The following is a 23243-nucleotide window of genomic DNA, read 5'->3' as shown; positions in this document are numbered from 1 at the left end:
TTTGAAAGATGCCGTTGAAGGTGCTGGGACGATTCCGTCCCAGCCACCGCTGGGCATTACAAACCGGGAATATGAAAAGCCGATGACGCTAGCGCGACAATTGCGTGGCAAGCGCGCAAACGCCTAGCCGAGGGGGATGATGCGTGGAGTGGGTAGATGGACGGGGAAACCGGCAATGCCGAAGGCTATCGAGCGATGCCGCCGGAATCGACGGCATCGATGCTATCAAGTCAGTAATGGCTTACGAAAAATTGCGGCCGTAGAAGATTTCGGCCATTTCTTCCTGGAGCATTTCCTGGATTTCTTCCTGCTCCTCGTCGCTGAAATTACTTTCCTTTTCGAACAGGTAATTTTCCAGTTCGGTTTCCTTCAGCATCATCTTGGTATGGAAGATGTTCTCCTGATAGACGTTGACGTCGATCATTTGATACAGCTCCTTGGTGCTTTCGGCGATGTAGTTTTGAATCGAGTTGATCTTGTGGTCGATATAGATCTTCTGGCCGGTCACGTCGCGGGTGAATCCGCGCACCCGGTAATCCATGATGACGATGTCGGACTCGAAGCTATGTATTAGATAATTCAAGGCTTTCAACGGCGAAATTTGTCCGCAGGTGGACACGTCGATGTCGGCCCGAAACGTGCAAATATCGGTATCCGGATGACTTTCCGGATAGGTGTGCACGGTGATGTGGCTCTTGTCCAAATGCGCCAAAATCGTGTCGGGCAACGGTCCGGGCGACTCGGAATTCATGCCGGCCGGGATCACCGCGCCCTCGGAAATCAGCATCGTTACGCTGGCGCCTTGCGGGTCGTAATCCTGATGAGCGATGTTCAAAATCTGCGCGCCGATGATGTTGGCGACATCCTTCAAAATTTGGGTCAGGCGTTTGGCGTTGTAAGCTTCGTCGATGTATTCGATGTACGCTTTTTCTTGCTCCTTGGGCGCGTAGCAAACGTCGTAAATGTTGAAGCTCAACGATTTGGTCAGGTTGTTAAACCCGTGTAATTGTAATTTGCTCAACCGCTTAACCCTCGATAACTTCGAAATCGTGACTGATTTCCACGCCGGCCTTGCCCAGCATGATGGATGCCGAACAATATTTTTCGGCGGACAGTTTCACCGCCCGCTCCACCGCCGATGCCGGCAGATTTTTCCCGGTCACCTTGAAATGCAGGTGGATTTTGGTAAACACCGCCGGCACGGCGTCGGCGCGTTCGGCGGTCAATTCGGCACTGCAATGCACGATTTCGTGGCGGCCTTTCTGCAGGATGTCGACCACGTCGAACGACGAGCAGCCGCCCACGCCCATCAGCAGCATTTCCATCGGACGCACGCCCAAATTCCGACCGCCGTGGTCGGGCGGACCGTCCATCACCACCGTGTGTCCGCTGCCGGACTCGCCGACGAACAATCTGCCGTCGACCCATTTAATCGTTGCTTGCATCCTCTAACCCAAGTCGAAACCAAAATTGACGCGGATTTTACAACGAACCCGTCAAATGTCTTGATTTTTTTCCGAAACTCCTGCACCTTGATAAGGTAGCCAAATCAGTTCACAGAATTATTACAAATTATGAGCTTCGTTAAACAAAACAAGATCTCGCCATCCGCTCTCGAAGCCTTTTTGCGCTTCTGCCATGTCCGGACCTATCCGGCCAAAATCACGATCGTCCGCCCCGGCGACGTCGGCGACAAGTTGTTGTTTGTGGTCGACGGCTCGGTCAGCGTCAGCGTCGAAGACGAAGAAGGCCGGGAACTGATTCTGGCTTATTTGAACAAGCACGATTTCGTAGGCGAAATCGGCGTGTTCAAAAATGCCGAAACCCGTAGCGTGTTGGTGAAAACCCGCACCAAGTGCCAGATGGCGGAGATCGGTTACGAGCGTTTCAAGCAATTGCTGAACGCCGATCTGCGCGATCAGGCCGTCGAAATTCTGACCGTGCTCGGCGAGCAACTCTCCACCCGTTTGCTGATTACCAGCCGCAAATACCGCGACTTGGCCTTCATGGACGTCGAGGGACGTATCGCCCGGACCTTACTGGATCTGTGCAAGGAGCCGGACGCGATCACCCACCCCGACGGCATGCAATTGCACATCACCCGTCAGGAAATCGGTCGTATCGTCGGCTGCTCCAGGGAAATGGCCGGCCGGGTATTGAAGGAGCTGGAAGACAAGGGCTTGATCACCGCCCACGGCAAAACCATCGTCGTGTTCGGCACCCGCTAAGTCCATCCTACGTCCACCATCGGCGCGGCCGCTCCACCGGAACGGCCGCCGCGATCATTTAAATAGCGAATCGAACAGTTCTTGCATCGCCGTCCAGGATAGCCGGTCGGCTTCCGCGTCGTAAGCCACGTCCAACTGGTTGGCCTTGCCGAGACGGTCGGCATCCGGATTGGTAAAACCGTGTTTGACGCCCGGATAATTGACGACGCGATAATCCGCCTTGGCCAGCGCCATTTCCTTTTCGAAGTCCGCGATGCTTTGCGGCGTCACGAAGCCGTCGGCCGCGCCGTTCAACACCAACACCTTAGCCTTGACACTGCCGGGTTTGGCCGGAGTATCGGTCACCAGATTGCCGTGAAAGCTGACCACGGCCGCCAATTCGACGCCTTGCCGCGCCATGTTCAACACAGTCGATCCGCCGAAACAGTAGCCGATCGCGGCAATCTTGCCGACATCGACGTTGGGTTGCTCACGCAAGAATTGCAAGGCCGCCAGAAAACGTTGCTTGGCGATGTCGGCCCGTTCCAGCACCGATTTCATGAAGGCCGACGCTTCGGCAGCGTGTTCGCTGGACTTCCCGTCCCCGTACATATCCACCGCCAACGCGGTATAGCCCAGCTCGGCCAGCATTTTGGCGCGCTGGCGGGCGTAGTCGTTCAAGCCCCACCATTCGTGGACGACCAGCACGCCCGGCTGCTTGAGGCCCTTGGCGTCGTCCCAGGCCAGATAGCCGCGCAGCCGAGTATCGCCGGCGCTGTATTCGACGGTCTGCTCGCGCAACGCGGCTTGCGCGCCGCTCGCGATTAACAGGCTTAACACTAGCCAAATGGGTTTCATGATGTCCTCCTAGTTGCAAAAATGATCGGACCGGCTTTTTATCGCAATCTGTGGTGAAATGCCACCGAAATCGGCGCCGCCGGCGCCCCAGTGCCCCAACCGATCAACAAAATGAACCCATCGAAACCCATCGCCGTTTGGCGGCAAATCCCTGGCGGCGTGTGGGCGCTGGGCTTCGTCAGTCTGTTGATGGACATTTCCTCGGAAATGATTCACAGCCTGCTACCGTTGTTCATGGTCGGCACGCTGAGCGCCAGCACATTGAGCGTCGGCTTGATCGAAGGCGCAGCCGAAGCCACCGCGCTGATCGTCAAGGTCTTTTCCGGCGTCGCCAGCGATTACCTGGGTAAGCGCAAAAGCCTGGCGTTGATCGGTTACAGTCTGGGCGCGCTGACCAAGCCGCTGTTCGCCATTGCCGCCAGTAGCGGCATGGTGCTGACCGCCCGCTTGCTGGACAGAGTCGGCAAAGGCATACGCGGCGCGCCGCGCGATGCGCTGGTGGCGGACCTGGCGCCGGCCGGAATTCGCGGCGCGGCCTTCGGCTTGCGGCAGTCACTGGATAATATCGGCGCGTTTCTGGGCCCTTTGTTGGCGGTGACCTTGATGCTGTGGTGGGACAATGACTTTCGGGCCGTGTTTTGGGTGGCGGTGATTCCGGGCGCCTTGGCGGTACTGATGCTGCTGGTCGGCGTCAAGGAACCCAAGCATCTGGTCAAGGCCAGGCACGGCAATCCAATCCGCCGCGCCAATCTGCGCCGCTTGGGCAAGACCTATTGGCGGGTCGTGACCATCGGCGCGGTGTTCACATTGGCGCGCTTCAGCGAGGCGTTTCTGGTACTCAGGGCGCAACAGGGGGGCATAGCCTTAGCGCTGGTACCGCTGGTGATGGTGGCGATGAATATCGTGTACTCGGCAACCGCCTATCCGTTTGGAAAATTGTCGGACCGGATTTCGCCGGCGCGCTTACTGAGCTGGGGCTTGCTGGTGCTGATCGGCGCGGACCTGGTGTTGGCCAGCAGCGCCGATTGGCGGGCGACGCTGGCCGGCGTCGGTTTATGGGGCGTTCACATGGGGATGACCCAAGGTCTGCTCGCCAAACTGGTAGCGGACACCGCGCCGGCCGATTTACGCGGCACCGGTTTCGGCTTTTTCAATCTGATCTCAGGCCTGGCAATGCTGGCTGCCAGTGTCGTCGCCGGCTGGCTGTGGGATAGCCACGGCGCGGCGCTGACTTTCGTGGCCGGCGCGATCTTCTCCGCCGCCGCGTGGCTGATGCTGCGACTCGATCGTCGCACGCGTCATTGAAAAGGCCGGGAGTATTCCGCTCGACACGGCGGGCAAGTGATCGCCCTCTTTCCAAAGCCGGACGTAAAGTGTAAGTTAACACTTACAAGCGACGGCGTTCGACCGTCGTATCGCCAGTTCGAGGCCGTCCGTGAATTTCGCTCCCATCCCCGCTCTGCAACACTCTCGCAAATGGCAGGTCTGGCTGCTGGCCGTGGTACTGGCGCTGCTGCTGACCGAAACCATCGTCGCCGCGATGAGCTGGTTGTTGCGCGGCGTAATCACCTGGGATTATTTGCTGACCGGCTTGGTCGCGTCGCTGATCGTCGCGTCTCTGGTGTCGGGCATCACGGTGTTGCTCCTCGAGAAAATGGCTTCGCTAGACCGCAACATTTTGCAACTGAACACGATCATCGACGCCCTGCCGATACCGATCGCCTTGTTCGACGCCGATCGCCGGATATTACGCCTGAATCCGGCCTTCAGCAACGCTTTCGGCTACCTGGCGGCCGATCTTCCCGATGTCGAAACCTGGCGCCGCAAAGCCTATCCGGACAGCGACTATCGCTATTGGGTAACCGACGAATGGCAGCGCCGGCTGAATTGCGAGCCGCCCCGCTTCGAACCGCTGGAACTCAAGGTTTTTTGCAAGAACGGCATAACCAAAAACGTGGTCGTCACCGTAACGCCGTTGGGGCCGCTCTGCGACCACCTCCACTTGGTAGTGCTGTACGACGTGTCGGAGCGAGTCGAGGCGATGAATGCGCTGGCCGAGTCGCGCAACTTGTTGCAACTGGTGATCGAAACCATCCCGTTGCGCGTATTCTGGAAGGACCGAGCTTCCCGTTATCTGGGCTGCAATGCTTTGTTCGCCGAGGACAGCGGCGCGCCGGACGTGGCGACCGTGATCGGCAAGGTCGACACTCAATTGGCGTGGTACCGGCAAGCGGAGCTCTACCGGCGCGACGACCGTTGGGTCATTGAGTCCGGTCAAGCGAAACTGGCTTACGAAGAACCACAAATCACGTCCGATCACGGCGAATGTGTGCTGCGCACATCGAAAGCGCCGTTACGTAACCGACGCGGCGAAACCATCGGCGTGCTGGGCGTTTACGACGACATCACCGAATTCAAGCAAATCGAATCCGAGCTGTGGTTTACCCGAGCCATGGTCGATAAAAGCAAGACCGCGTTCTACTGGCTGGACGAAAACGGCCGTATCACCTATATCAACGATTACGCCTGCGAAACGCTGGGTTACAGCCGCGCCGAATTGTTGGGCATGTTCCCCTGGCAGTTCAACCTCGATTTGAGCGAGGCGGACTGGCCGATGTTGTGGCAACGTCTACAAGCCGAGGAAATCGTCGTGCTGGAGAGCCGGCACCGCCGCAAGGACGGTACGCTGGTGCCGGTCGAAGTGACCGGACATTACATCCGTTACGGCGATCGTTCGCTGATGTTTGCATTCGCGCAAAATATTAGCGAACGCAAACAAGCCGAAACCCAGTTACGCATCGCCGCCACCGCATTCGAGTCCCAAGAAGGCATGGCCATCACCGATGCCGACGCGGTGATCCTGAAAATCAATCTGTCGTTTAGCGAAATGACCGGCTACACCCCGGCCGACGCGGTCGGCCGCAACCTTAACCTGTTGCATTCGGATATTCACGACGGCCGCTTTTACGACGAAGTATGGAGCGGCTTGCGCCGTAACGGCGTCTGGCAGGGCGAACTGTGGAATCGGCACAAGAACGGCACGGTATTTCCAGTCTGGCAAACCATGACCGCGGTGCGAGGCGCGGACGGCGCCATCACCCATTTTGTCGCGGCGATGACCGACATCAGCGAGCGCAAGGCCATCGAAGACCACGTCCACCATTTGGCCCACCACGACCCGCTAACCGATCTGCCCAATCGCATCCTGCTCAGCGACCGCTTGCGTCAGGCGCTGGCGCAAGCCAGACGCGAGCAAACCCGGCTCGCCTTGATATATCTGGACCTGGACCAGTTCAAACCGGTCAACGACAGTTACGGTCACGACATCGGCGATTTGCTGTTGCAAGACGTGGCCTGCCGGCTACGGGCCTGCGTCCGCCGCGAATCCGATACGGTATCCCGGCTGGGGGGCGACGAATTCGTGGTTCTGCTGCCACAAATCGACGGCGAGCGCGATGTGGTGGCGATTTCCGAAAAGATTTTGGAAGCCTTGAACCGACCGTTTTCGCTCGAGCAATACGCGGTGAATATTTCGACCAGCTTGGGCATCGCGATTTATCCCAATCACGGAGCCGACGTCAAAACTTTAATGAAGCACGCCGACCAAGCGATGTACCAAGCCAAATGCGCCGGCAAGGGCTGTTATCGGTTCTACGGCGACTCGGCCGCGACGCCGGCCGGAGACGGCTGATCGCCCAGCCACCGGCCCAATTCCGGCGTAAAGCGCCGACCTTGCGCGTCGACAAAACGGAATGGCACCGACACCAACGCCATGCCGCGATTGACCTGCACCGCGAAGTGCAGGTGGGGACCGGTGGTAAGGCCGGTATTTCCCGAAAACCCGATCAATTGTCCGGCCGCGACCCGCTCGCCGACCTTGACGAGGGCTTTTTCCAACGCAAGATGGGCATAGACCGCCATCGTGCCGTCGTCATGGCCGATGCGAATCGTGTTGGCTTTGCCGGCATAGGCGGGTTCGGTGCCGTTGCCGTCGAAATCGTTTTCGACATCCAGCACGACGCCGGCGCGCGCCGCATGCACCGGAGTATCGACCGGCATCATGATGTCCACCGCGTACCGATTCTGGTCGTCGGTATGGCTGTATTCGCCGCCGAAGCCTTGGGTGATTTGAAAGCGGCTTCCCAACGCCAACGGCGGGCGGTAATCGGGGTCCCCCGGCGCTTCGGCCAGCGGCTGGCCGAGCACATAGCGATATTGCAAACCGTAGTGCCATCGGCCGGCGCCGGGAACGGCGTCAACCGCGAACAGCGGCGCGGACAGACCGGGACCGACAACGAAACGGCTCGGCAGCGCTGGCTGGGCCTCGACGTTTTCGCCGTCCCGCCAGTCGATCTCGACTTCAATCGGTCCCGGATAGGTGTTGCGAACCGCGAAGGTCGCGCGTCGGTCGTCGCCGGATTTTTCCAGCCACACTCTCTGAGCGGCGGCCGGCTTCATTTGCCGAATCTCAACCGGACCGGCGTCCGGCGGCGCCTGGTCGCTGTAATGCCAGAGGCCCTGGGGATCGCGGTATTTGTAAAGTTTTTTGGCGTCGGCGCCGCCGCAAATCAGCACCAGCACCATCGCCAAGCCGCCGCGCGCCGACACGCCGCGAACTACTTCCGGGTAGAGCTGAACGTGTAGGATTTGACGACGCCCTGGTTATCGAAGCGAATCAGCAAATCCTGAGTGTCGTCGCCGCCGAACAGCGAATATTTGTAGATGCCGTAGGTCCACGTCGGCCGGCCGTCTTCCATGCCGGTACGCCAGGGCGTGCCGAACAGTTCGGTGATGTCCTGCTTGCGGGTTTGACCGACTTTGATTTCCGGTACTCTGGACGCGGCGAATTCCTGACCGACCGTGACGCAACCGCTCAACGGCAGCGCCGACAGGCTGGAAAGCATCAGGGCCGAACCCAGGGAAACAGCCCGCAAGCTGAATATTTTCGCGATATTTCTCATAAGCATTGCCTGATAGGGAAATTGATTGATATAAGTAGCGGAACGCCGCGTATCTTAGCCGGTTCGCGCAACGATTCGTAATTTTTAGCCCGTGAGTCGATTACCATGCCAGCCTCAGCCGATAGCCTCCCCCTCGATAGCCTGCGCTTCGACAACCGATTCGTCCGCGAGTTGCCGGGCGACCCGGAACCCGACAATTTTCGCCGCCAAGTGTATGCGTCCTGTTATTCGAAAGTCACACCCAGCAGGGTCAAGAACCCGCGACTAGTGGCCTACGCCGCCGACCTGGCCCCGGCGCTGGGCATTGCCGAGGAGGTCTGTCGCTCCGACGATTTTTGCCAAGTCTTCGCCGGCAACCGGCTGGCGGACGGGATGGAGCCGTTCGCGATGGGATACGGCGGTCACCAGTTCGGGCATTGGGCCGGACAACTGGGCGACGGCCGCGCCATCAATCTCGGCGAAGTGATCTGCCCGGACGGCTCGCGGCAAACCCTGCAATTGAAGGGCGCCGGCCTGACCCCGTATTCGCGTAGCGCCGACGGCCTGGCGGTATTGCGCTCGTCGATTCGGGAATTTTTATGCAGCGAGGCGATGCACCACCTCGGCGTGCCGACCACCCGCGCGCTCAGCGTGGTTTTGACCGGCGAAACCGTGGTGCGCGACATGTTTTACGACGGCAATCCGCAATTGGAACCGGGCGCGATTGTGTGCCGGGTCGCGCCGTCCTTCGTCCGTTTCGGCAACTTCCAATTATTCACCGCCCGCGACGACCTGGAGTCGCTGAAAGCCTTGGTGGACTACACGATACGCAACGACTTTCCGGAATTGGGCGAACCGTGTACCGCCGTTTACCTGCAATGGTTCGCCGAAGTCTGCCGGAAAACCGCCGATATGGTGGTGCATTGGCAACGGGTCGGCTTCGTCCACGGCGTGATGAATACCGACAACATGTCGATTCTGGGCTTGACCATCGATTACGGCCCCTACGGCTGGCTGGAAAACTACGATCCGGACTGGACGCCCAACACCACCGATGCCCAAGGCCGCCGCTACCGTTACGGCAACCAACCCAAAATCGCCTATTGGAATCTGGTGCAACTGGCCAACGCCTTGTATCCGCTGGTTAAGCGCGCCGAGGGCTTGCAGCAGGCCCTGCAAAGCTTTACCGACACCTTCGACCGGCAATGGCAGGCGACATTGGCCGCCAAACTCGGCCTGTCGGCATTCGATGCCGATGCCGGCGACGAGGCCCTGACCCATCGGGTGTTGAAGTTGTTGCAGAATGCCGAAACCGACATGACGCTGTTCTTCCGGCAACTGGCCGATGTCGATATCGCCGGATCGGCCGACGACCAAGCCAATGCCGAATTTATCGAGCTGTTGCAACGAAACAGTTACGAGACCTTGAGCGAAGCCGTCGTCGAAATGGCCGAGCGCTGGTTCGGCGATTATCGGAAAAGGCTGTTAAGCGACGGCCTGCCGCAAAGCGAGCGCCGCGAAATCATGAATCGGGTCAATCCCAAATACGTGTTGCGCAATTATTTGGCTCAACAAGCCATCGATCTGGCCGAACAAGGCGATTTCAGCCTGGTTTGGGAGTTGCTGGATTTATTGCGCGCGCCGTATGCCGAGCAACCCGAGCGCGATCGGTTCGCCGCGAAGCGGCCGGATTGGGCTAAGGAACGCGCCGGTTGTTCGATGCTCTCGTGTAGTTCGTAATTTTCGGCGTCGTGACACTGGCGCGTAACCCGACATGGCTTATCATTGTCGCTTGATTTTTCGCTGAGGCATTCAAAGGAGCTCTCATGGCCGTAGGAACCGTTACTGTTGTCACCGGCACCGTTACCGCGCTTTCCGCCGACGGCGGCCGGCGCATACTGCAGGTGGGCGACCGCATCGACGCGACGGACATCTTGGAGACCGCCGACGGCGCCAGCCTGGTGGTTGCATTGGATGGCGGCGGCAGTCTGGACATGGGCGGTAACGACCGGATGGCGCTTGGCGACGCGTTGCCGGACGGTGGCGATATAACCGGCAACGGCCAAGCGCAAGCCAGCGGCCCTAGCGTGGAAGACATTCAGGCCGCGTTGTTGGCCGGCCAGGATCCGACCAAGGTTGCCGATCCCACCGCGGCCGGCGCACCGGCGGCCGGCGGCGGACCCGGCGGCGGCAATGAAGGCCACGGCATCGTCAGCATCGATTATTTAAATCCCGTCGCGCCGGTCAACAACGGCTTCGATACGATAGGCCCGGTCGTGGCGTTCAACGACATCGCCCCGCAAGTCCTGCTACTCGATCCGCGCCGCCTGCCTGCAACCGCGGACGGGGGGCTCAACCAACCGCCGATCGCGGTCGACGACGGCTCGAGCGGATTGCCGGCCGGCACGCCGGTCACCTTGGACGTGCTCGGCAACGATAGCGACCCGGACGGCAGCCTGGACCCGACCAGCGTGCAAATCGTCGGCACCGCCGCGCCCGGACAGTCACTAACGGTGGCCGGGGAGGGCGTGTGGAGTGTGGACCCCGTCAGCGGTGCGATCACGTTTACCCCCGCCGCCGACTTCGTCGGCGATCCGAGCCCGATCCAATATACCGTCGCGGACAATCTCGGCCTACGTTCCGATCCAGCCACGGTCAGTATCGACTACAACCTACCGCCGGTGGCCGGCGACGACGGCATCTCCGGCCTAGTTCCAGGCAACGCCGCGACATTAAAGGTATTGAGCAACGACAGCGACCCGGACGGTAGCGTCGATCCGACCAGTATTCAGATTGTCGGCACGTCGGCGCCGGGCCAAGCGCTAGTGGTCGCGGGCCAGGGCACCTGGAGTGTCGACCTCGAGTCCGGCACCATCACGTTTACGCCGGTCGCCGGCTTCATCGGCGACCCGACCCCGATTCAATACACCATCGCCGATAATCTGGGTTTGCGTTCGGAGCCGGCCACGGTCAGCGTCGATTACGCCCCGGCGGTCACCGCGCTCGATTCGGCCGTCGACGAAAGCGACGCCGACCGATCCGTGACAGCAGCATTGACGATAGACGGCGCGGCGCCGGCTTCGGTCACGTTGGCCGCCGCCGGCGCCACCTGGAACCCGGCGACGCAGACATTGACCGATGATGGCGGCCATTACACCGTGAAGGTCGAAAACGGCACCTATCAATTTACACTGCTACAACCGCTGGCCCACACCGGCAGCGGCAACCCACTGGCATTCGACATCTCGGCAAGCTTGACCGCCGCCGATGGCAGTAGCGCGAATACCGATTTTACCGTAACGGTTTACGACGACGGCCCCACCATCACCAATGCCAACGGTCAACTGAAAGATTCCGTCGGCGAAGCGTTAACGCAGTTGATCGATTACGACTTGGGATTCGACGGCTTGGGCAGTGTTACGCTGAACCTGCCCGAAATTTCCTCTAACGGCGCGCCCTGGCAATTGACGTCGGACGCCGACGCGGTCAGCTTCGCGGTTGCCGACACCAACGCGGACGGCTTGGACGAAATCTACGCCTTCATCGACAAAGGCCCTCAGGGATTGGATGCCAGCGACCGGATGGTGTTTACGTTGACGCCGACGCAAAACGGCTCCGCAATCGGCGATTACACGCTAACGCTCTACCAAGTACTGGATCTGCCCCCGGCCGATAGCGTGACGCTCGGCTTCGGCACCACCAGCACCGGGCCCGCCGGACAAGTGACGGTCGGCAATTCGCTGCTGGTGACGGGCAGCGACCTTAATGTCGCCAACGGTCACATCGGGATAGGCAACGCCAGCGTGGACAAGGGCGAATCGATTACCTACCAGTTCGGAACGGTCGATAACTTCGATGTATCCGTCAAACAATTGGTGAATTCGGTACAGTTGCAGGAATTCAACACCAATAGCGGCGCCGATGCGTTTCGCTGGACCGCCTATCGCGACGGCGCCGTGGTCGGTAGTAAGACTGTGAGTTTTAACGCGACAGCCGGCGGCGATTACGCGCCGGCGATCACCGTGGACGGCGGTTACGATACGCTGAAGATTCAGGTGATCTCCGGCGGTTTCGAGGTTGGCGGTCTGAAATACCTGAATTTGCCCAACACCCAGCAGCTCGATTTGAAATTCGGTTTTACCGCGACCGATGGCGACGGCGACAGCGTGACCGGCAGCTTTACCGTCGACACCGGGGCCTTGCTGACGACACAATTGCAAACCCCGGCCAGCGTATTGGAACACCCCGATAGCTTGCACGCGCTGTCCACGCCGTAAAATCGAAATCTCCAGACATAAAAAAACCGGCTCGCGCCGGTTTTTTTTTGCTGACAGCGTAACGCTAAATCAAATGCCGGCGTCCGCCAACGCCCAACACACCGAGCAAGCCGGTCGTAAACAGCCAAGTCGCGGCCGGCAGAGGTACCGCGGCCACCGAATAAGTCAGCGTCGCTTGCAAGGATGGCGGAAATTGGTCGGACAAGCCGCTGTTGAACAAATCCAGATCGACCCCATCGGACAAGGTCAATCGAATCACGACCCGACCGTCCTGAGTCCAGTTAACGATGTCGTCGCCGCTAATATCGAAACTTCTGGTCCAACGTACCCAGGAAATGTCGCCTCCCTCGGCGCCCAATTCGGTGGCCGTGCCGAAACCGGTTTGCGGCCGCGCATCCCAATCGTAAAGATAGTAATCGTCGCCGGGGACGTAGCTGTCGAGCACGACGGCGTTGACCGATTCGTTGGCGGCGTCGATCGTGTAATCGCCGGTGGCGCTGATCGTGAACACGCCATCAATGAAGGTGGCAATGACGGCTTCTGGAATTTCGAAGTCGAAGGTTCTGGCGGTATTGCTCGGCGAGAAGACTTCAGAAGTGTAGGTAACCTGGTTGGGCGGGGTGTAGGTAACCGTGGTGGCATTCGCGTGAGAAGCGGCGAAGGCCATTCCCAGCAAGGCGAAGAGTTTGGATAACGTGGTCTGCATAAGGACTTACCCATGACTAAAAAGGATGGTCCAATTCTACGCGATCCACGCTCGGCAGGCCACTGGACTAACGGGAAACTCGTCTCTTTACGATACGGAATGTTCGGTATCGGTCCGCAAGCGGCTAGCCGCCGCCGATTGCGATTTTTCGATCGCGGCGCAAAGCCAACAAATTGGCCGAAAGCCTCCCAAAAAAACATGCTTGCGCCGACCATTTCGGGTATCCTTTTTAAGCTCATCCCACGTTATTCCAGGTTCCGAAATGACCAACAATACCGACATTGCCGGCAAACACGATATCGATCCCGCAGAAACTCAGGAATGGATGGAGGCGCTACAGGCGGTCATCGAAAAGGAAGGCAGCGACCGCGCCAGCTACCTGATCGAAACCCTGCTTGAAACCGCCAGGCAATCCGGTCTGGATATACCCTTCTCCGCCAACACCCCCTACATCAACACCATCCCGGTCGATAAGCAGCCGAAGTATCCCGGCAACACCGATATCGAACGCACCGTCCGCTCCTACGTGCGCTGGAACGCGATGATGATGGTGTTGCGCGCCAACAAATACACCAATGTCGGCGGCCATATCGCCAGCTTCGCGTCGGCGATCACCCTGTACGACGTCGGCCAAAACCATTTCTGGAACGCCGCTTCGGACAAACACGGTGGCGACCTGATTTTCTCGCAAGGCCATTCGGCGCCCGGTACTTACGCCCACGCCTTCTTGCTGGGGCGCTTGAGCGAGGCGCAAATGGACAACTTCCGCCAAGAAGTCGGCGGCAACGGCTTGTCGTCCTATCCGCATCCCTGGCTGATGCCGGAATTCTGGCAATTTCCGACCGTGTCGATGGGGCTGGGGCCGATCATGGCGATTTACCAAGCCCGCTTCATGCGCTACATGCAGGATCGCGGCATGACCAATACCGACGGCCGGAAAGTGTGGGCCTTCCTTGGGGACGGCGAGACCGACGAGCCGGAAACCCTGGGCGCGATCGGCATGGCCGGCCGCGAAAAACTGGATAACCTGATTTTCGTCGTCAACTGCAACCTGCAACGTCTGGACGGCCCGGTACGCGGCAACGGCAAGATCATTCAGGAATTGGAAGGCAACTTCCGCGGCGCCAACTGGAACGTCATTAAAGTCATCTGGGGCCGGCGCTGGGACGCCATCCTGGCGCGCGACAAGGACGGCTTGGTGGTCAAACGCATGATGGAATGCGTCGACGGCGACTACCAGACTTTCAAATCCAAGGACGGCGCCTATGTCCGGGAGAAGTTCTTCAATACGCCGGAACTCAAGGAACTGGTCAAGGATTACACCGACCGCGATATCTGGGAACTGAATCGCGGCGGTCACGACCCGATCAAGGTCTTCGCGGCCTACAACGCGGCGGCCAACCACCAAGGCCAGCCGACCGTGATTCTGGCCAAAACCATCAAAGGTTACGGCATGGGCGATTCCGGTCAGGCGCAAAACACCAGCCATCAGCAAAAGAAGATGAGTCTGGAGTCGATCAAAGCCATCCGCGACCGCTACCAATTGCCGATCAGCGACGAAGAACTACCCAATTTGCCCTATATCCGCTTCGCGGAAGACTCCGAAGAACTCAAATATTTGCGGCAACGCCGCGTCGATCTGGGCGGCTATTTGCCCGCGCGACGCCCTAAATCCTATCCTCTGGAAATTCCGGCTCTGCCGGCCTTCAAAGCCCTGCTGGAAGGCACCGGCGAAGGTCACGAGATTTCAACGACGATGGCCTTCGTCCGTATCCTCAACATCCTGGTCAAGGACAAGCAAATCGGCAAGCGGGTCGTCCCCATCGTGCCGGATGAATCGCGCACCTTCGGCATGGAAGGCATGTTCCGCCAGCTCGGCATTTGGTCGCAGGTTGGTCAGCTTTACACGCCGCAAGACGCCGAACAACTGATGTTCTACAAGGAAGACAAGCACGGCCAAGTGTTGCAGGAAGGCATCAACGAAGCCGGCGGCCTGTGCGACTGGATCGCGGCCGGTACCGCCTATTCGACCCACGGCGTGCCGATGATTCCGTTCTTCATTTACTACTCGATGTTCGGTTTCCAACGCGTCGCCGATTTGATCTGGGCCGCCGCCGATCAACGCACCCGCGGCTTCCTGCTGGGCGGCACCGCCGGTCGCACCACCTTGAACGGCGAAGGCTTGCAGCACGAAGACGGGCACAGCCATTTGGTGGCGGCGACCGTGCCCAACTGCTATTCCTACGATCCGACCTTCGCCTTCGAACTGGCCGTGATCGTCCACGACGGCTTGCGCCGGATGTATGTCGAACAGGAAGACATTTTCTACTACATCACCTTGATGAACGAAAACTACGATCAACCCGCGTTGGTCGAAGGTTCGGAAGCCGATATTCTGAAGGGCATGTATTTGTTCAAGAAAGGCCCGAACAGTAAAAAGCCGCGCGTGCAACTGCTGGGTTCCGGCACCATCTTTATCGAGGTCATCGAAGCCGCCGGATTACTCCACGACGATTGGGGCGTCGATGCCGACTTGTGGAGTTGCCCCAGTTTCACCGAACTGGCGCGCGACGGCCAAAGCTGCGAGCGCTGGAATCGACTGCATCCCACAGAAAAGCCGCGTACCACGCATATCGAACATTGCCTGGGCGGCGCCAAAGGCCCTATCGTCGCCGCGACCGACTATATGCGCGCCTTTGCCGAACAAATTCGGCCTTGGGTCAAACAACCTTACACGGTCTTGGGTACCGACGGCTTCGGCCGGTCCGACACCCGCGCCAATTTGCGCAGTTTCTTCGAGGTGGACCGCTACCACGTGGCCGTCGCCGCGCTGCACGCGCTGGCCCAAGGTGGCGAGTTCGACGCCGCGAAAGTCGAGGTGGCCATCGCCAAATACAATATCAATCCCAACGTCACCGCGCCCTGGTTGATTTAACGGCTGATTTAACGGAAAGCGACACATGAGTTCTTTAATCGAAGTAAAAGTCCCCGACGTCGGCAACGTGCCGGAAATCGACATCGTTGAGGTATTGGTCCAGCCCGGCGACGTCGTCGCCATCGAGCAGACCCTGGCGGTCATGGAAACCGACAAGGCGACCATGGACTTGCCGTCCAGCGCGGCCGGCATCATCAAGGCCGTACACATCAAGCCGGGCGACAAAGTCGCCGAAGGCAGCCTGATCGCCACCGTCGAAGTCGGTGAAGCCGCTGCCGTGCCCGCGGTTGCCGAGGCCGCGCCCGCGCCGGCCCCGGCGGGACCCGCCGAAGTCGTTCCCGCTCCGGTCGCCGAAGCGCCCAAACCCGAAGCGGCTAAACCGGCACCAGCGCCTGCCGCTCCGGTCGTTGCCAGCGCCGAAGGCTTTAAACCTCACGCCACGCCCAGCGTGCGCTTGTTCGCCCGCGAACTCGGCGTCGATTTGAGCAAAATTCCCGCCGGCAGCGGCCGCAAGGGACGCATCCTGCAAGACGACGTGAAAAACTTCGTCAAGCAAGCGATGACCTCGGCGCCGGCGACAACCGGCGGTGCCGGCATACCAGCGATTCCGGCCGTCGATTTCAGCCAGTTCGGCGAAATCGAGGAAAAACCGTTGAGCAAAATCAAGCGCCTGACCGGTCAAAACCTGACCCGAGTCTGGCTGAACCTGCCGCTAGTAACCTACCACGACGAAGTCGCCATCGACGAGATGGAAGAATTCCGCAAATCCGTCAACGCCGGCCAAGGCAAGGACGGCGTCAAGCTGACCGGCCTGGTGTTCATCATGAAGGCGCTGGTCGCGGCGATGCAGAAATACCCCGCATTCAATAGCTCGCTGTCCCCGGAAGGCGACAAACTGTACTTCAAGAAATACTTCCATATCGGCATCGCCGTCGATACCCCGAATGGCTTGGTGGTGCCGGTGATCCGCGACGTCGACAAGAAAGGCATTTTCCAACTGTCGACCGAATTGGCCGAAATGAGCGAACTGGCCAGACTCGGCAAGTTGAAACCCGCCGACATGCAGGGCGGTTGCATGACCATTTCCAGCCTGGGCGGCATCGGCGGCACCGCGTTCACACCCATCGTCAACGCCCCGGAAGTCGCGATCCTGGGCGTGACTCGTTCCAAGGTGCAACCGGTCTGGAACGGAAAGGAATTCGAACCGAAACTGATGCTGCCTTTGGATATCACCTACGACCATCGCGTCATCGACGGTGCCGAGGGCGCGCGTTTCATGGAAGCGTTGAAAGCCAATCTGGCGGATATACGGCGGTTGTTGTTGTAGACAGGTTTCCATTTTTGGCTACAAGATCGCGCATTAGAATGCGAGTTACAATCGGGGTTATGTTCGGGTAGCTCGCTTCAGTCGATAGAATTCAGGGTTCAAACGGAATCGGCGGCATGGTTGTATAGACCGATCGATCGGACGGACGGATGAGATAAGAAATGACCTTCAACAGCCAATTTTACGGCCCGGTTTTCGGTCAATTGCTGGCCGAACAGCGCTTGATGGATTTAGGTCCGGGACAGCCTGAACCGAGTGTTTACGACACCTTGAACTCGCTGCAAATCGAAACGGCATTCGCACCGCGCGTCGTCAAGGACAGCAATTATGCGGCGCTGTGTATTGCCGGGCTTTGGCTGTATTACGACTATCTCGAACAAAGCCATCGAATCAGCCAAAAAATAACCGGGCCTTCCGGGAGTTATTGGCACGCGATCATGCACCGCCGCGAACCGGACAGCGGCAACAGCAAGTATTGGCTGGATCGCACCGGCCGCCACCCGATTTTTCCCGACTTGAACCGGCAAGTTCAACGGTTGCTTGCCGATCAGGAATTGCCCGGCATGGCGGGCTTTTTGGGTAAACTGCCCGAATGGGACGCCTACGGTTTCGTCGACCTGTGCGAGCTGGGCCGAAAGGGTGACGCGGAAATCGAAATGCTGTGCCGACGGATTCAAGCGCTGGAATGGCGCTTGTTATTCGATTTTTGTTTTCAGGCGGCGACGGTTTGCCACTGCTAAGCTCGCCACCAGCTAACGCCAAAATAGCGGCAAATCCTCCGGTGTTACGCTCCAACAAGCCACCGTCAAAAACCAGGTTTGCCGGATGCTCCGGGTCGGAGCCGGAGCTTGGCGGATAGTCCGGCACCTCTTTTCTAACGCGCAATCACTCTTCCGGCCGGACTATTCCCCCTAACCGCCGCGTTATACATGTCGAAGCCGCTGGCCGGCGGTATCGCAGCATTACCGGGACGGCCGACTTTCCAAACTTGGTATAAGGTTAAATCCCCACCGGGTTGTAGCTTGGCGACGCGAACGATGCGGTCCGGGTAGCGCTGGGTTTCCTTGACGTTGGCCCAATAGTTGTCGTCGCTGGCTTGCAATTTGGCGTCGGCCAAGTAGGTTTGGTCGTTCTCCTGGCCTTCCGCCAACGCCGGAATTCCATCTTCGACGACGACGAATTCGCTGCCGGTTGGCAAACGACCCGGCTCGTCATGCCGTTTGATCCGGATTTCGCTGACTACCACATCGCCGAGGCTTAGCGGCTGGTTCAAGTCGATCGATTCGTTGCCGCTCGACGTGATGCGGCGAAAAACCCGCTCGACGGTCAGACCGGCCGCGCGAGCGCTAACCGCCGGATACGGCACATCCACTTGCAAGCTGGCCGAAGCCACGTCGGTATCGCTTAACTCGGCAATGCGGATGTCCGCCAGCTCGCCGGCCGCCGGCAATGAGTCGAAACGCCCCAGATAACCGCCGGGTATTCGATTCAAATTACCCAGCACGCGGCCGGCCGCGCTGGCTTTCAAGGACCTTGCCTTGGCGTTTTGCGCGGCGGCGGCTTCCTTGCTGAGTAGTTCGCGGGTGTTGAAGATCACTTGGGCCGTGTCGTAAGTCGAAGTCCAATAGCCGTGTTGCTGAGTTTGCAGCAGCAGGCGTTTGAGTTTGGTTTCCAGAGCCTGAGGTAGTTCACCGGCCGTAAACAAAACACCTAGTCCTTCGGAAACCACGCTGGGCAATCCGAAGCCAAAACCCAATCGGCCATACAACTCGCCGCGCTCGGACTGATAAGTACCCGGATCAATCGCGTCCAAGGCTTGTTGCAAGCGGGTAACCAAGCGTTTTTGCAGATCGGATTTGTCCTGCAAGGCTTGATTGAAACTGTGCCAGCTAATGGTTCGATAGGCGGTCACCAAGCGCAGCGCGGCGGTCAAGTCGGCGATGCCGGCCCGATCGTCGGCATACACTCGGGCGACGAAATCGGCCTGCTGTTGCCATGGGCCTTGGTAAATATAAGTGGCGGCGGTGTAGCCGGCCAGCGTAAAACCGTCCGAAGCTTGGTTACTAGCGGCCTGTTGCTCCAGCCAGACCACGCCTTTCCCGTAGGCTGCGGCGGCACCCTCGATCTTCAGTTCTTCGGCGTATTTCAAGGCCTGCATCGCAATCAAGGTAACCGGTACACTCGCGGCGCTGTCGTTGGGCCACAATCCGAAACCGCCGTCGGCTTTTTGGTTTTGTATCAATTTGCGGATACCCAGCGCGGCATTTTGCTTGGCACGCTGCAAGGGCTTTTCGAGCGGTCCGAGTTGCTCGGCTTTCAAACCGGCCCGCTCGATCAAGTCCAGCAGCACCAGATTCGGCACCGTGCTATGCGCCAATTGTTCGGTACAGCCGTATGGATATTGCGCCAGCATGGCCGCTGCTTGCAAGGCCGCGCCGAGCAAGCCGGAATTGACCCGCACCGTCAGTTGCTTGGCTTGGGCTGGTTCCGGAATATCGAAATGCAAACCGCCATCGCGGCGTTCGGCTGCATAGACTTGCGGTAGCGCGGCCGGCTGAATAGGCAGATCGAAGGTCTCGGCACCACCGACCTTGACCGGCGCCGGCGCGGTCAAGCCCACCCTCAGGGACGCGTTGCCGGATTCGACGGCCGCCCGTAAACGCAGCGGCCACAGTTGTTCGGCCTTGCCGGCCAATTCGGCAGCCCAGGCAAGCTCACCGCTTTGTCGCTGCAGCGATTCCGAAAGACTCAGATCGCCGGTCAGCTTAACCGGATCGGCCAAGTGGTTGATCAACTTCACGGCCAATTCGACTTCGTCGCCGCCGCGCAAAAATTGCGGGCCGACGGTATCGACGGCGATGTCGGTCTTGGTGCGAAATTGGCCGGTCGTTTCGCCGAGCCTGCCGTCCTTGTCGCTGGCGACCGCGGTGACCAGCCATTCGGTGACGTTGGCGGGCATATCGACATCGATAGCGGCAACCCCGTTGGCATCGGTAACGACATGCGGAAACCAGCCGGCGGTATCGCGCATCGCTTTCTTCGCCAGCTTGCTTTGACTTTTCAAGGCACTCAGCGCGAAATTGGGTTTGCGTAACAAATCGGCGTAACCGTAGCCTTGCAGGTCATCGGAGTAAAAAGTGGATAAATTGCTGCGTTGCAGCGGGTAGAAAAAGTCGAAAATGCCGGGCCGGAATTCAGCTTGCACCGCGTAAACGGCGCGATCGACAATGGACACCGCCAATTCGGTGTCGGCGGCCGGCGTGCCGTCGGCGCGCTTGACTTGAAGTTTGATTTGGGTCGGCTTCAGCGGCTCGGCGTCGGCTTGGGCCGGTTCGATGGCGATTTGCAAACGCTTGTCCCACGGCACGATTCTGAACCCCAGCGTCTGTTCCTTAAATTTGCCGCCAGCCACCGGCACGGTCACGGTATGGTAAAAGCCGGTACCAAATTCGGGTTTGGCGGTCACGTCGAACCATCGACTGCGGCCTTGCACCTGAGCGCTACGGCTATCGAACAACTTGGCACCCGCCACGGTTTCCCAGATTGCCCCGCGCTCGTTATTTCCCCAGGCCTTGGGCAGCAGCGCGAAGATCCTGGCTTGCTCGCCGGGGCTGAGAATAGTGGTCGGCGTGTACAGCTCCAATTCCGGATTGTCCGCCACCGCTTCGCCGCCGCTACCGGCAACGATCAAAGTCGCGGCTTGCGACTCCGCGGCATGGTTCATCGTCCTGCCGGCCAAGGTTTCCAGGCGGGCGACCGCCGACAAGCGGCCGTACTGTTGCAGGGCCGGTATCGTCAGTTTTTGCTGGCCGCGTTCGTCGGTTTGGAAATCCAGTTTGACCAGACCGCGCTTGGCCGAACCGGGTTGTTCTAGCAATACATCGACCACGCCACCGGCCCCGGCGGCGGGTTTGCCGTCCGGATAGCTGGTTTGCAGCAACAATTGCAAATCGTTGTCGCCAACCGCCGCCACGGTTTTGTTGAAGCGCAGCGCCGGCTGGGCTTCCGACAAGGTCGCGTACAGGTTGTCGGTCAAAATCGCACTGCCGCCGGCGGCGTCCTGGGCGCGCACCATCAGGGTATAAATCCATTCCTGTTCGGGTTTGGGCTGTTTGGCATCGGCTTGAGCCTCGACCGGCACCGTGAATTCGAAGCTGCCGTCGCCGTTTTCGCCCAGTTTGGCGGCGGTTTCCCAAGGGTTGCTGGCATCGACGGCCTGACGCGCTTCGATCGAACTGAACAAGCGCTGAGGCTGGCTCAGCGCGGCGGCGGATTTGATCTGGCCGAAGTAGTCGTTGCCCGCCGTCAAGCCAGCGCCGGCCTCGCTGACGAACTGCGGCACCTCGAATTTCTTACGGTACAGAAACACCTCGAACTTGACGTTTTGCGGTACGCCGCCGCTATAGCGCTTGGCGCGGAATTTCAAGTTGAAAGGTTGACCGGGTTGCACGCTGGAACTGCGATCCAGCCATTCCAGATAAAAAGTCGGCTTGATGTAATCGCGCACCCGGAATTCGCCGCCATAGGCTTTTTGGTCGATCTGGGCCAGCAAGCGGTACAAGCCGGGCGTCTGTGCGGGGTCCAAATCGAAGCTGCCGGAAAACGAACCGAAATCGGTCAACAGGGTTTGGCCTTGCAAACCGGTGGCGTTGCCGTCGGCGCGCAGCAACGAAACGTCGGTTTGCCTGGATTGAAAAGCCGGTATTTGCAACCGTCCATCCTGCATGTTGCGGACGATACCCTTGTAGAAAAAGGTTTCGCCGGGCTTGAAGATCGGCCGGTCGGTCATGACAAACACCGCGTCGTCCTTGGCCTGAGTCGGTAGAAAGTCCGTCGCGGTCAGCGCGGTGCGCGGTGCTTCGCCCGGCTTGCCTGCCGGCGCATCGACCCTGACCAGCAATTTGCCGTCCAGAATTCCGTCGGGGTTGTCGAAACGCAATTCGCCGACGGCATCGGAAGCACCCGGGATCGCCCGCCAACGCCCACGGCCGTCGCGAACGCTGACCTTGGCGCCGGCCACCGGTTGCAGATCGCGGTTCATCGTCCGCACCAGCAATTGCTCGCTGGATTGCTTGACTTGGACCGCCAAGCTGCTGACCTGAATCAAGCATTGCGCCTCGGTTTTGCCTTGCACGGCCTGCAATAAATAAAGGCCGTCCGGCAAGGGCTCGAGCGCGACTTGCCTAACCTTGTAACGGTTTTCACTCCAGGCGTCTTCGTTAAACCACCAGCCCAAGTCATGGGTTTGCCGGCCGTTGCGTTGCAAATCCAGATAGCTTTCCCTGACGACGCTAAAACCTTTAGGCGCCGCGACCAAAATCTGTTGCGGCACCGAGACCAGCGGTTTTTCGGTGACGGTCAATACCGAGCCGCTAAAGTTGGTTTCTTTCAACGCCTTGCGGAACTCCACATCCAACAGGCCGCGCAACAGCTTCAACGGCGATTGGGCGTTATTCAGACCCTTGGCGAAATAGTGGCCCGGATTGAGTTCGTTAACGGGTTGTTCGTAACTGCGACTGACATTGAATTGACCATCCAAAAAATTTTCCAGGTTGTCGGCCTTCAATACCCGAAGCAACATGGGCTGGTCGGTGACGGTGTAATCGAGGCGTACGGCCGGCGACTCGGTATTGGAAAAGCTGCGCTCGGCGGTCAGGTAAAAGGGACTCCCGGCCCAGGCTGGTCCGGCGCAAGCCAGCGTCAGCAAGCCGGCGAGGGTCCAGCATAGCCCGATTGAGAGCGCGACGACGCGGGGATTATCGGGGACCGCGGCCGGACAAGTTGAAAATACCCATCGAGCGAAAGCTCGAATCGACGAGTCCGCCCGTCTACCTGGACCGAAAATATCCAACATGTCCCTTCCTCCCCGTTCTATCGCCCGAACTTCGAATGCGCCGCATCCGACGCTGCGTTAACAGCAAAGCCGCCGGCGCCAATCGCGACGGCGATACCTAACCCGCCAACTGCGTCGGCCGGCTTTTGGCCGTTAATGT

At 59.3% G+C, this 23243-nt stretch carries 15 protein-coding genes; 8 read left to right on the top strand and 7 right to left on the bottom strand.

Translation table 11 applies throughout. The annotated features are described in order from the left end of the window. Positions 1 to 241: 241 nt before the first annotated feature. Together speD and ACQE3D_RS00965 are read right to left on the bottom strand one after the other, a co-directional pair. On the bottom strand, positions 242 to 1021 hold the full coding sequence (gene speD / locus ACQE3D_RS00970; RefSeq protein ID WP_064026426.1) for an adenosylmethionine decarboxylase: 780 nt from the start codon (positions 1019 to 1021) through the stop codon (positions 242 to 244). Between the two features lie 4 nt (positions 1022 to 1025). Beyond that, positions 1026 to 1445 carry an OsmC family protein gene (locus tag ACQE3D_RS00965; protein WP_168030300.1) on the bottom strand — a complete coding sequence of 140 codons (420 nt, stop codon included), beginning with the start codon at positions 1443 to 1445 and terminating at the stop codon, positions 1026 to 1028. Between the two features lie 129 nt (positions 1446 to 1574). Between ACQE3D_RS00965 and crp the strand changes: the two genes are divergently transcribed. Further along, entirely contained in the window at positions 1575 to 2228 is a 654-nt protein-coding gene (gene crp / locus ACQE3D_RS00960; protein WP_064026430.1) for a cAMP-activated global transcriptional regulator CRP, read from the top strand. A 54-nt stretch (positions 2229 to 2282) separates the two neighbouring features. On the opposite strand, the gene ACQE3D_RS00955 is transcribed toward crp, so the two are convergent. Further along, the gene (locus ACQE3D_RS00955; protein ID WP_064026432.1) at positions 2283 to 3065 is read right to left on the bottom strand and encodes a dienelactone hydrolase family protein; all 783 of its coding nucleotides are present in this window, start codon (positions 3063 to 3065) and stop codon (positions 2283 to 2285) included. Between the two features lie 111 nt (positions 3066 to 3176). Between ACQE3D_RS00955 and ACQE3D_RS00950 the strand changes: the two genes are divergently transcribed. Both ACQE3D_RS00950 and ACQE3D_RS00945 read left to right on the top strand, forming a co-directional pair. Further along, positions 3177 to 4370, top strand: coding sequence for an MFS transporter (locus tag ACQE3D_RS00950; protein WP_313729351.1), 1194 nt, complete (start codon positions 3177 to 3179; stop codon positions 4368 to 4370). A 130-nt stretch (positions 4371 to 4500) separates the two neighbouring features. After that, positions 4501 to 6756: a PAS domain S-box protein gene (locus ACQE3D_RS00945; RefSeq protein WP_064026434.1), complete on the top strand. Its 2256-nt coding sequence runs from the start codon at positions 4501 to 4503 to the stop codon at positions 6754 to 6756. Here the strand turns inward: ACQE3D_RS00945 and ACQE3D_RS00940 are convergent. Both ACQE3D_RS00940 and bamE read right to left on the bottom strand, forming a co-directional pair. Beyond that, positions 6717 to 7673: a peptidoglycan DD-metalloendopeptidase family protein gene (locus tag ACQE3D_RS00940; RefSeq protein ID WP_313729352.1), complete on the bottom strand. Its 957-nt coding sequence runs from the start codon at positions 7671 to 7673 to the stop codon at positions 6717 to 6719. The genes ACQE3D_RS00945 and ACQE3D_RS00940 overlap by 40 nt on opposite strands. Positions 7674 to 7681: 8 nt before the next feature. Further along, positions 7682 to 8026 carry an outer membrane protein assembly factor BamE domain-containing protein gene (gene bamE, locus ACQE3D_RS00935; RefSeq protein ID WP_064026436.1) on the bottom strand — a complete coding sequence of 115 codons (345 nt, stop codon included), beginning with the start codon at positions 8024 to 8026 and terminating at the stop codon, positions 7682 to 7684. Positions 8027 to 8131: 105 nt separating this feature from the next. Between bamE and ACQE3D_RS00930 the strand changes: the two genes are divergently transcribed. After that, complete coding sequence (locus ACQE3D_RS00930; RefSeq protein WP_313729353.1) at positions 8132 to 9745, top strand: protein adenylyltransferase SelO; 1614 nt, start codon at positions 8132 to 8134, stop codon at positions 9743 to 9745. Positions 9746 to 9831: 86 nt separating this feature from the next. Then, positions 9832 to 12282 (top strand): retention module-containing protein, encoded by a 2451-nt coding sequence (locus ACQE3D_RS00925; RefSeq protein ID WP_313729354.1) that lies wholly within the window; start codon positions 9832 to 9834, stop codon positions 12280 to 12282. 64 nt (positions 12283 to 12346) lie between these two features. Here the strand turns inward: ACQE3D_RS00925 and ACQE3D_RS00920 are convergent, their stop codons facing one another. Further along, positions 12347 to 12988 carry a hypothetical protein gene (locus tag ACQE3D_RS00920; protein WP_313729355.1) on the bottom strand — a complete coding sequence of 214 codons (642 nt, stop codon included), beginning with the start codon at positions 12986 to 12988 and terminating at the stop codon, positions 12347 to 12349. 262 nt (positions 12989 to 13250) lie between these two features. On the opposite strand from ACQE3D_RS00920, the gene aceE reads away from it, so the two are divergent. The 3 genes from aceE (at position 13251) to ACQE3D_RS00905 (ending at position 17990) form a co-directional block, all read left to right on the top strand. Further along, complete coding sequence (aceE, locus tag ACQE3D_RS00915; RefSeq protein WP_071160114.1) at positions 13251 to 15923, top strand: pyruvate dehydrogenase (acetyl-transferring), homodimeric type; 2673 nt, start codon at positions 13251 to 13253, stop codon at positions 15921 to 15923. Positions 15924 to 15948: 25 nt separating this feature from the next. Then, positions 15949 to 17250, top strand: coding sequence for a dihydrolipoyllysine-residue acetyltransferase (aceF, locus tag ACQE3D_RS00910; RefSeq protein ID WP_313729356.1), 1302 nt, complete (start codon positions 15949 to 15951; stop codon positions 17248 to 17250). Between the two features lie 161 nt (positions 17251 to 17411). Further along, a complete protein-coding gene (locus ACQE3D_RS00905; protein ID WP_313729357.1) occupies positions 17412 to 17990 on the top strand; it encodes a hypothetical protein in 579 nt (192 codons plus the stop codon). A 134-nt stretch (positions 17991 to 18124) separates the two neighbouring features. On the opposite strand, the gene ACQE3D_RS00900 is transcribed toward ACQE3D_RS00905, so the two are convergent. Then, the gene (locus ACQE3D_RS00900; protein WP_313729358.1) at positions 18125 to 23104 is read right to left on the bottom strand and encodes an MG2 domain-containing protein; all 4980 of its coding nucleotides are present in this window, start codon (positions 23102 to 23104) and stop codon (positions 18125 to 18127) included. Positions 23105 to 23243: the final 139 nt, after the last annotated feature.

Origin of the sequence: Methylomonas sp. MS20, from assembly GCF_050275925.1 — a bacterium.
Classification (GTDB): domain Bacteria; phylum Pseudomonadota; class Gammaproteobacteria; order Methylococcales; family Methylomonadaceae; genus Methylomonas; species Methylomonas koyamae_A.
Note: the sequence above shows the minus strand (reverse complement) of the source record. Positions and strands in the feature narration are given on the sequence as shown.

What these genes read in the sequence shown, in the direction of transcription:
- bamE (WP_064026436.1), bottom strand. Translation starts at nt 8,026, where the DNA reads ATGAGAAATATCGCGAAAATATTCAGCTTGCGGGCTGTTTCCCTGGGT.
- crp (WP_064026430.1), top strand. Translation starts at nt 1,575, where the DNA reads ATGAGCTTCGTTAAACAAAACAAGATCTCGCCATCCGCTCTCGAAGCC.
- aceF (WP_313729356.1), top strand. Translation starts at nt 15,949, where the DNA reads ATGAGTTCTTTAATCGAAGTAAAAGTCCCCGACGTCGGCAACGTGCCG.
- ACQE3D_RS00925 (WP_313729354.1), top strand. Translation starts at nt 9,832, where the DNA reads ATGGCCGTAGGAACCGTTACTGTTGTCACCGGCACCGTTACCGCGCTT.
- aceE (WP_071160114.1), top strand. Translation starts at nt 13,251, where the DNA reads ATGACCAACAATACCGACATTGCCGGCAAACACGATATCGATCCCGCA.
- ACQE3D_RS00950 (WP_313729351.1), top strand. Translation starts at nt 3,177, where the DNA reads ATGAACCCATCGAAACCCATCGCCGTTTGGCGGCAAATCCCTGGCGGC.
- ACQE3D_RS00920 (WP_313729355.1), bottom strand. Translation starts at nt 12,988, where the DNA reads ATGCAGACCACGTTATCCAAACTCTTCGCCTTGCTGGGAATGGCCTTC.
- ACQE3D_RS00900 (WP_313729358.1), bottom strand. Translation starts at nt 23,104, where the DNA reads ATGTTGGATATTTTCGGTCCAGGTAGACGGGCGGACTCGTCGATTCGA.
- ACQE3D_RS00905 (WP_313729357.1), top strand. Translation starts at nt 17,412, where the DNA reads ATGACCTTCAACAGCCAATTTTACGGCCCGGTTTTCGGTCAATTGCTG.
- ACQE3D_RS00930 (WP_313729353.1), top strand. Translation starts at nt 8,132, where the DNA reads ATGCCAGCCTCAGCCGATAGCCTCCCCCTCGATAGCCTGCGCTTCGAC.
- ACQE3D_RS00965 (WP_168030300.1), bottom strand. Translation starts at nt 1,445, where the DNA reads ATGCAAGCAACGATTAAATGGGTCGACGGCAGATTGTTCGTCGGCGAG.
- ACQE3D_RS00955 (WP_064026432.1), bottom strand. Translation starts at nt 3,065, where the DNA reads ATGAAACCCATTTGGCTAGTGTTAAGCCTGTTAATCGCGAGCGGCGCG.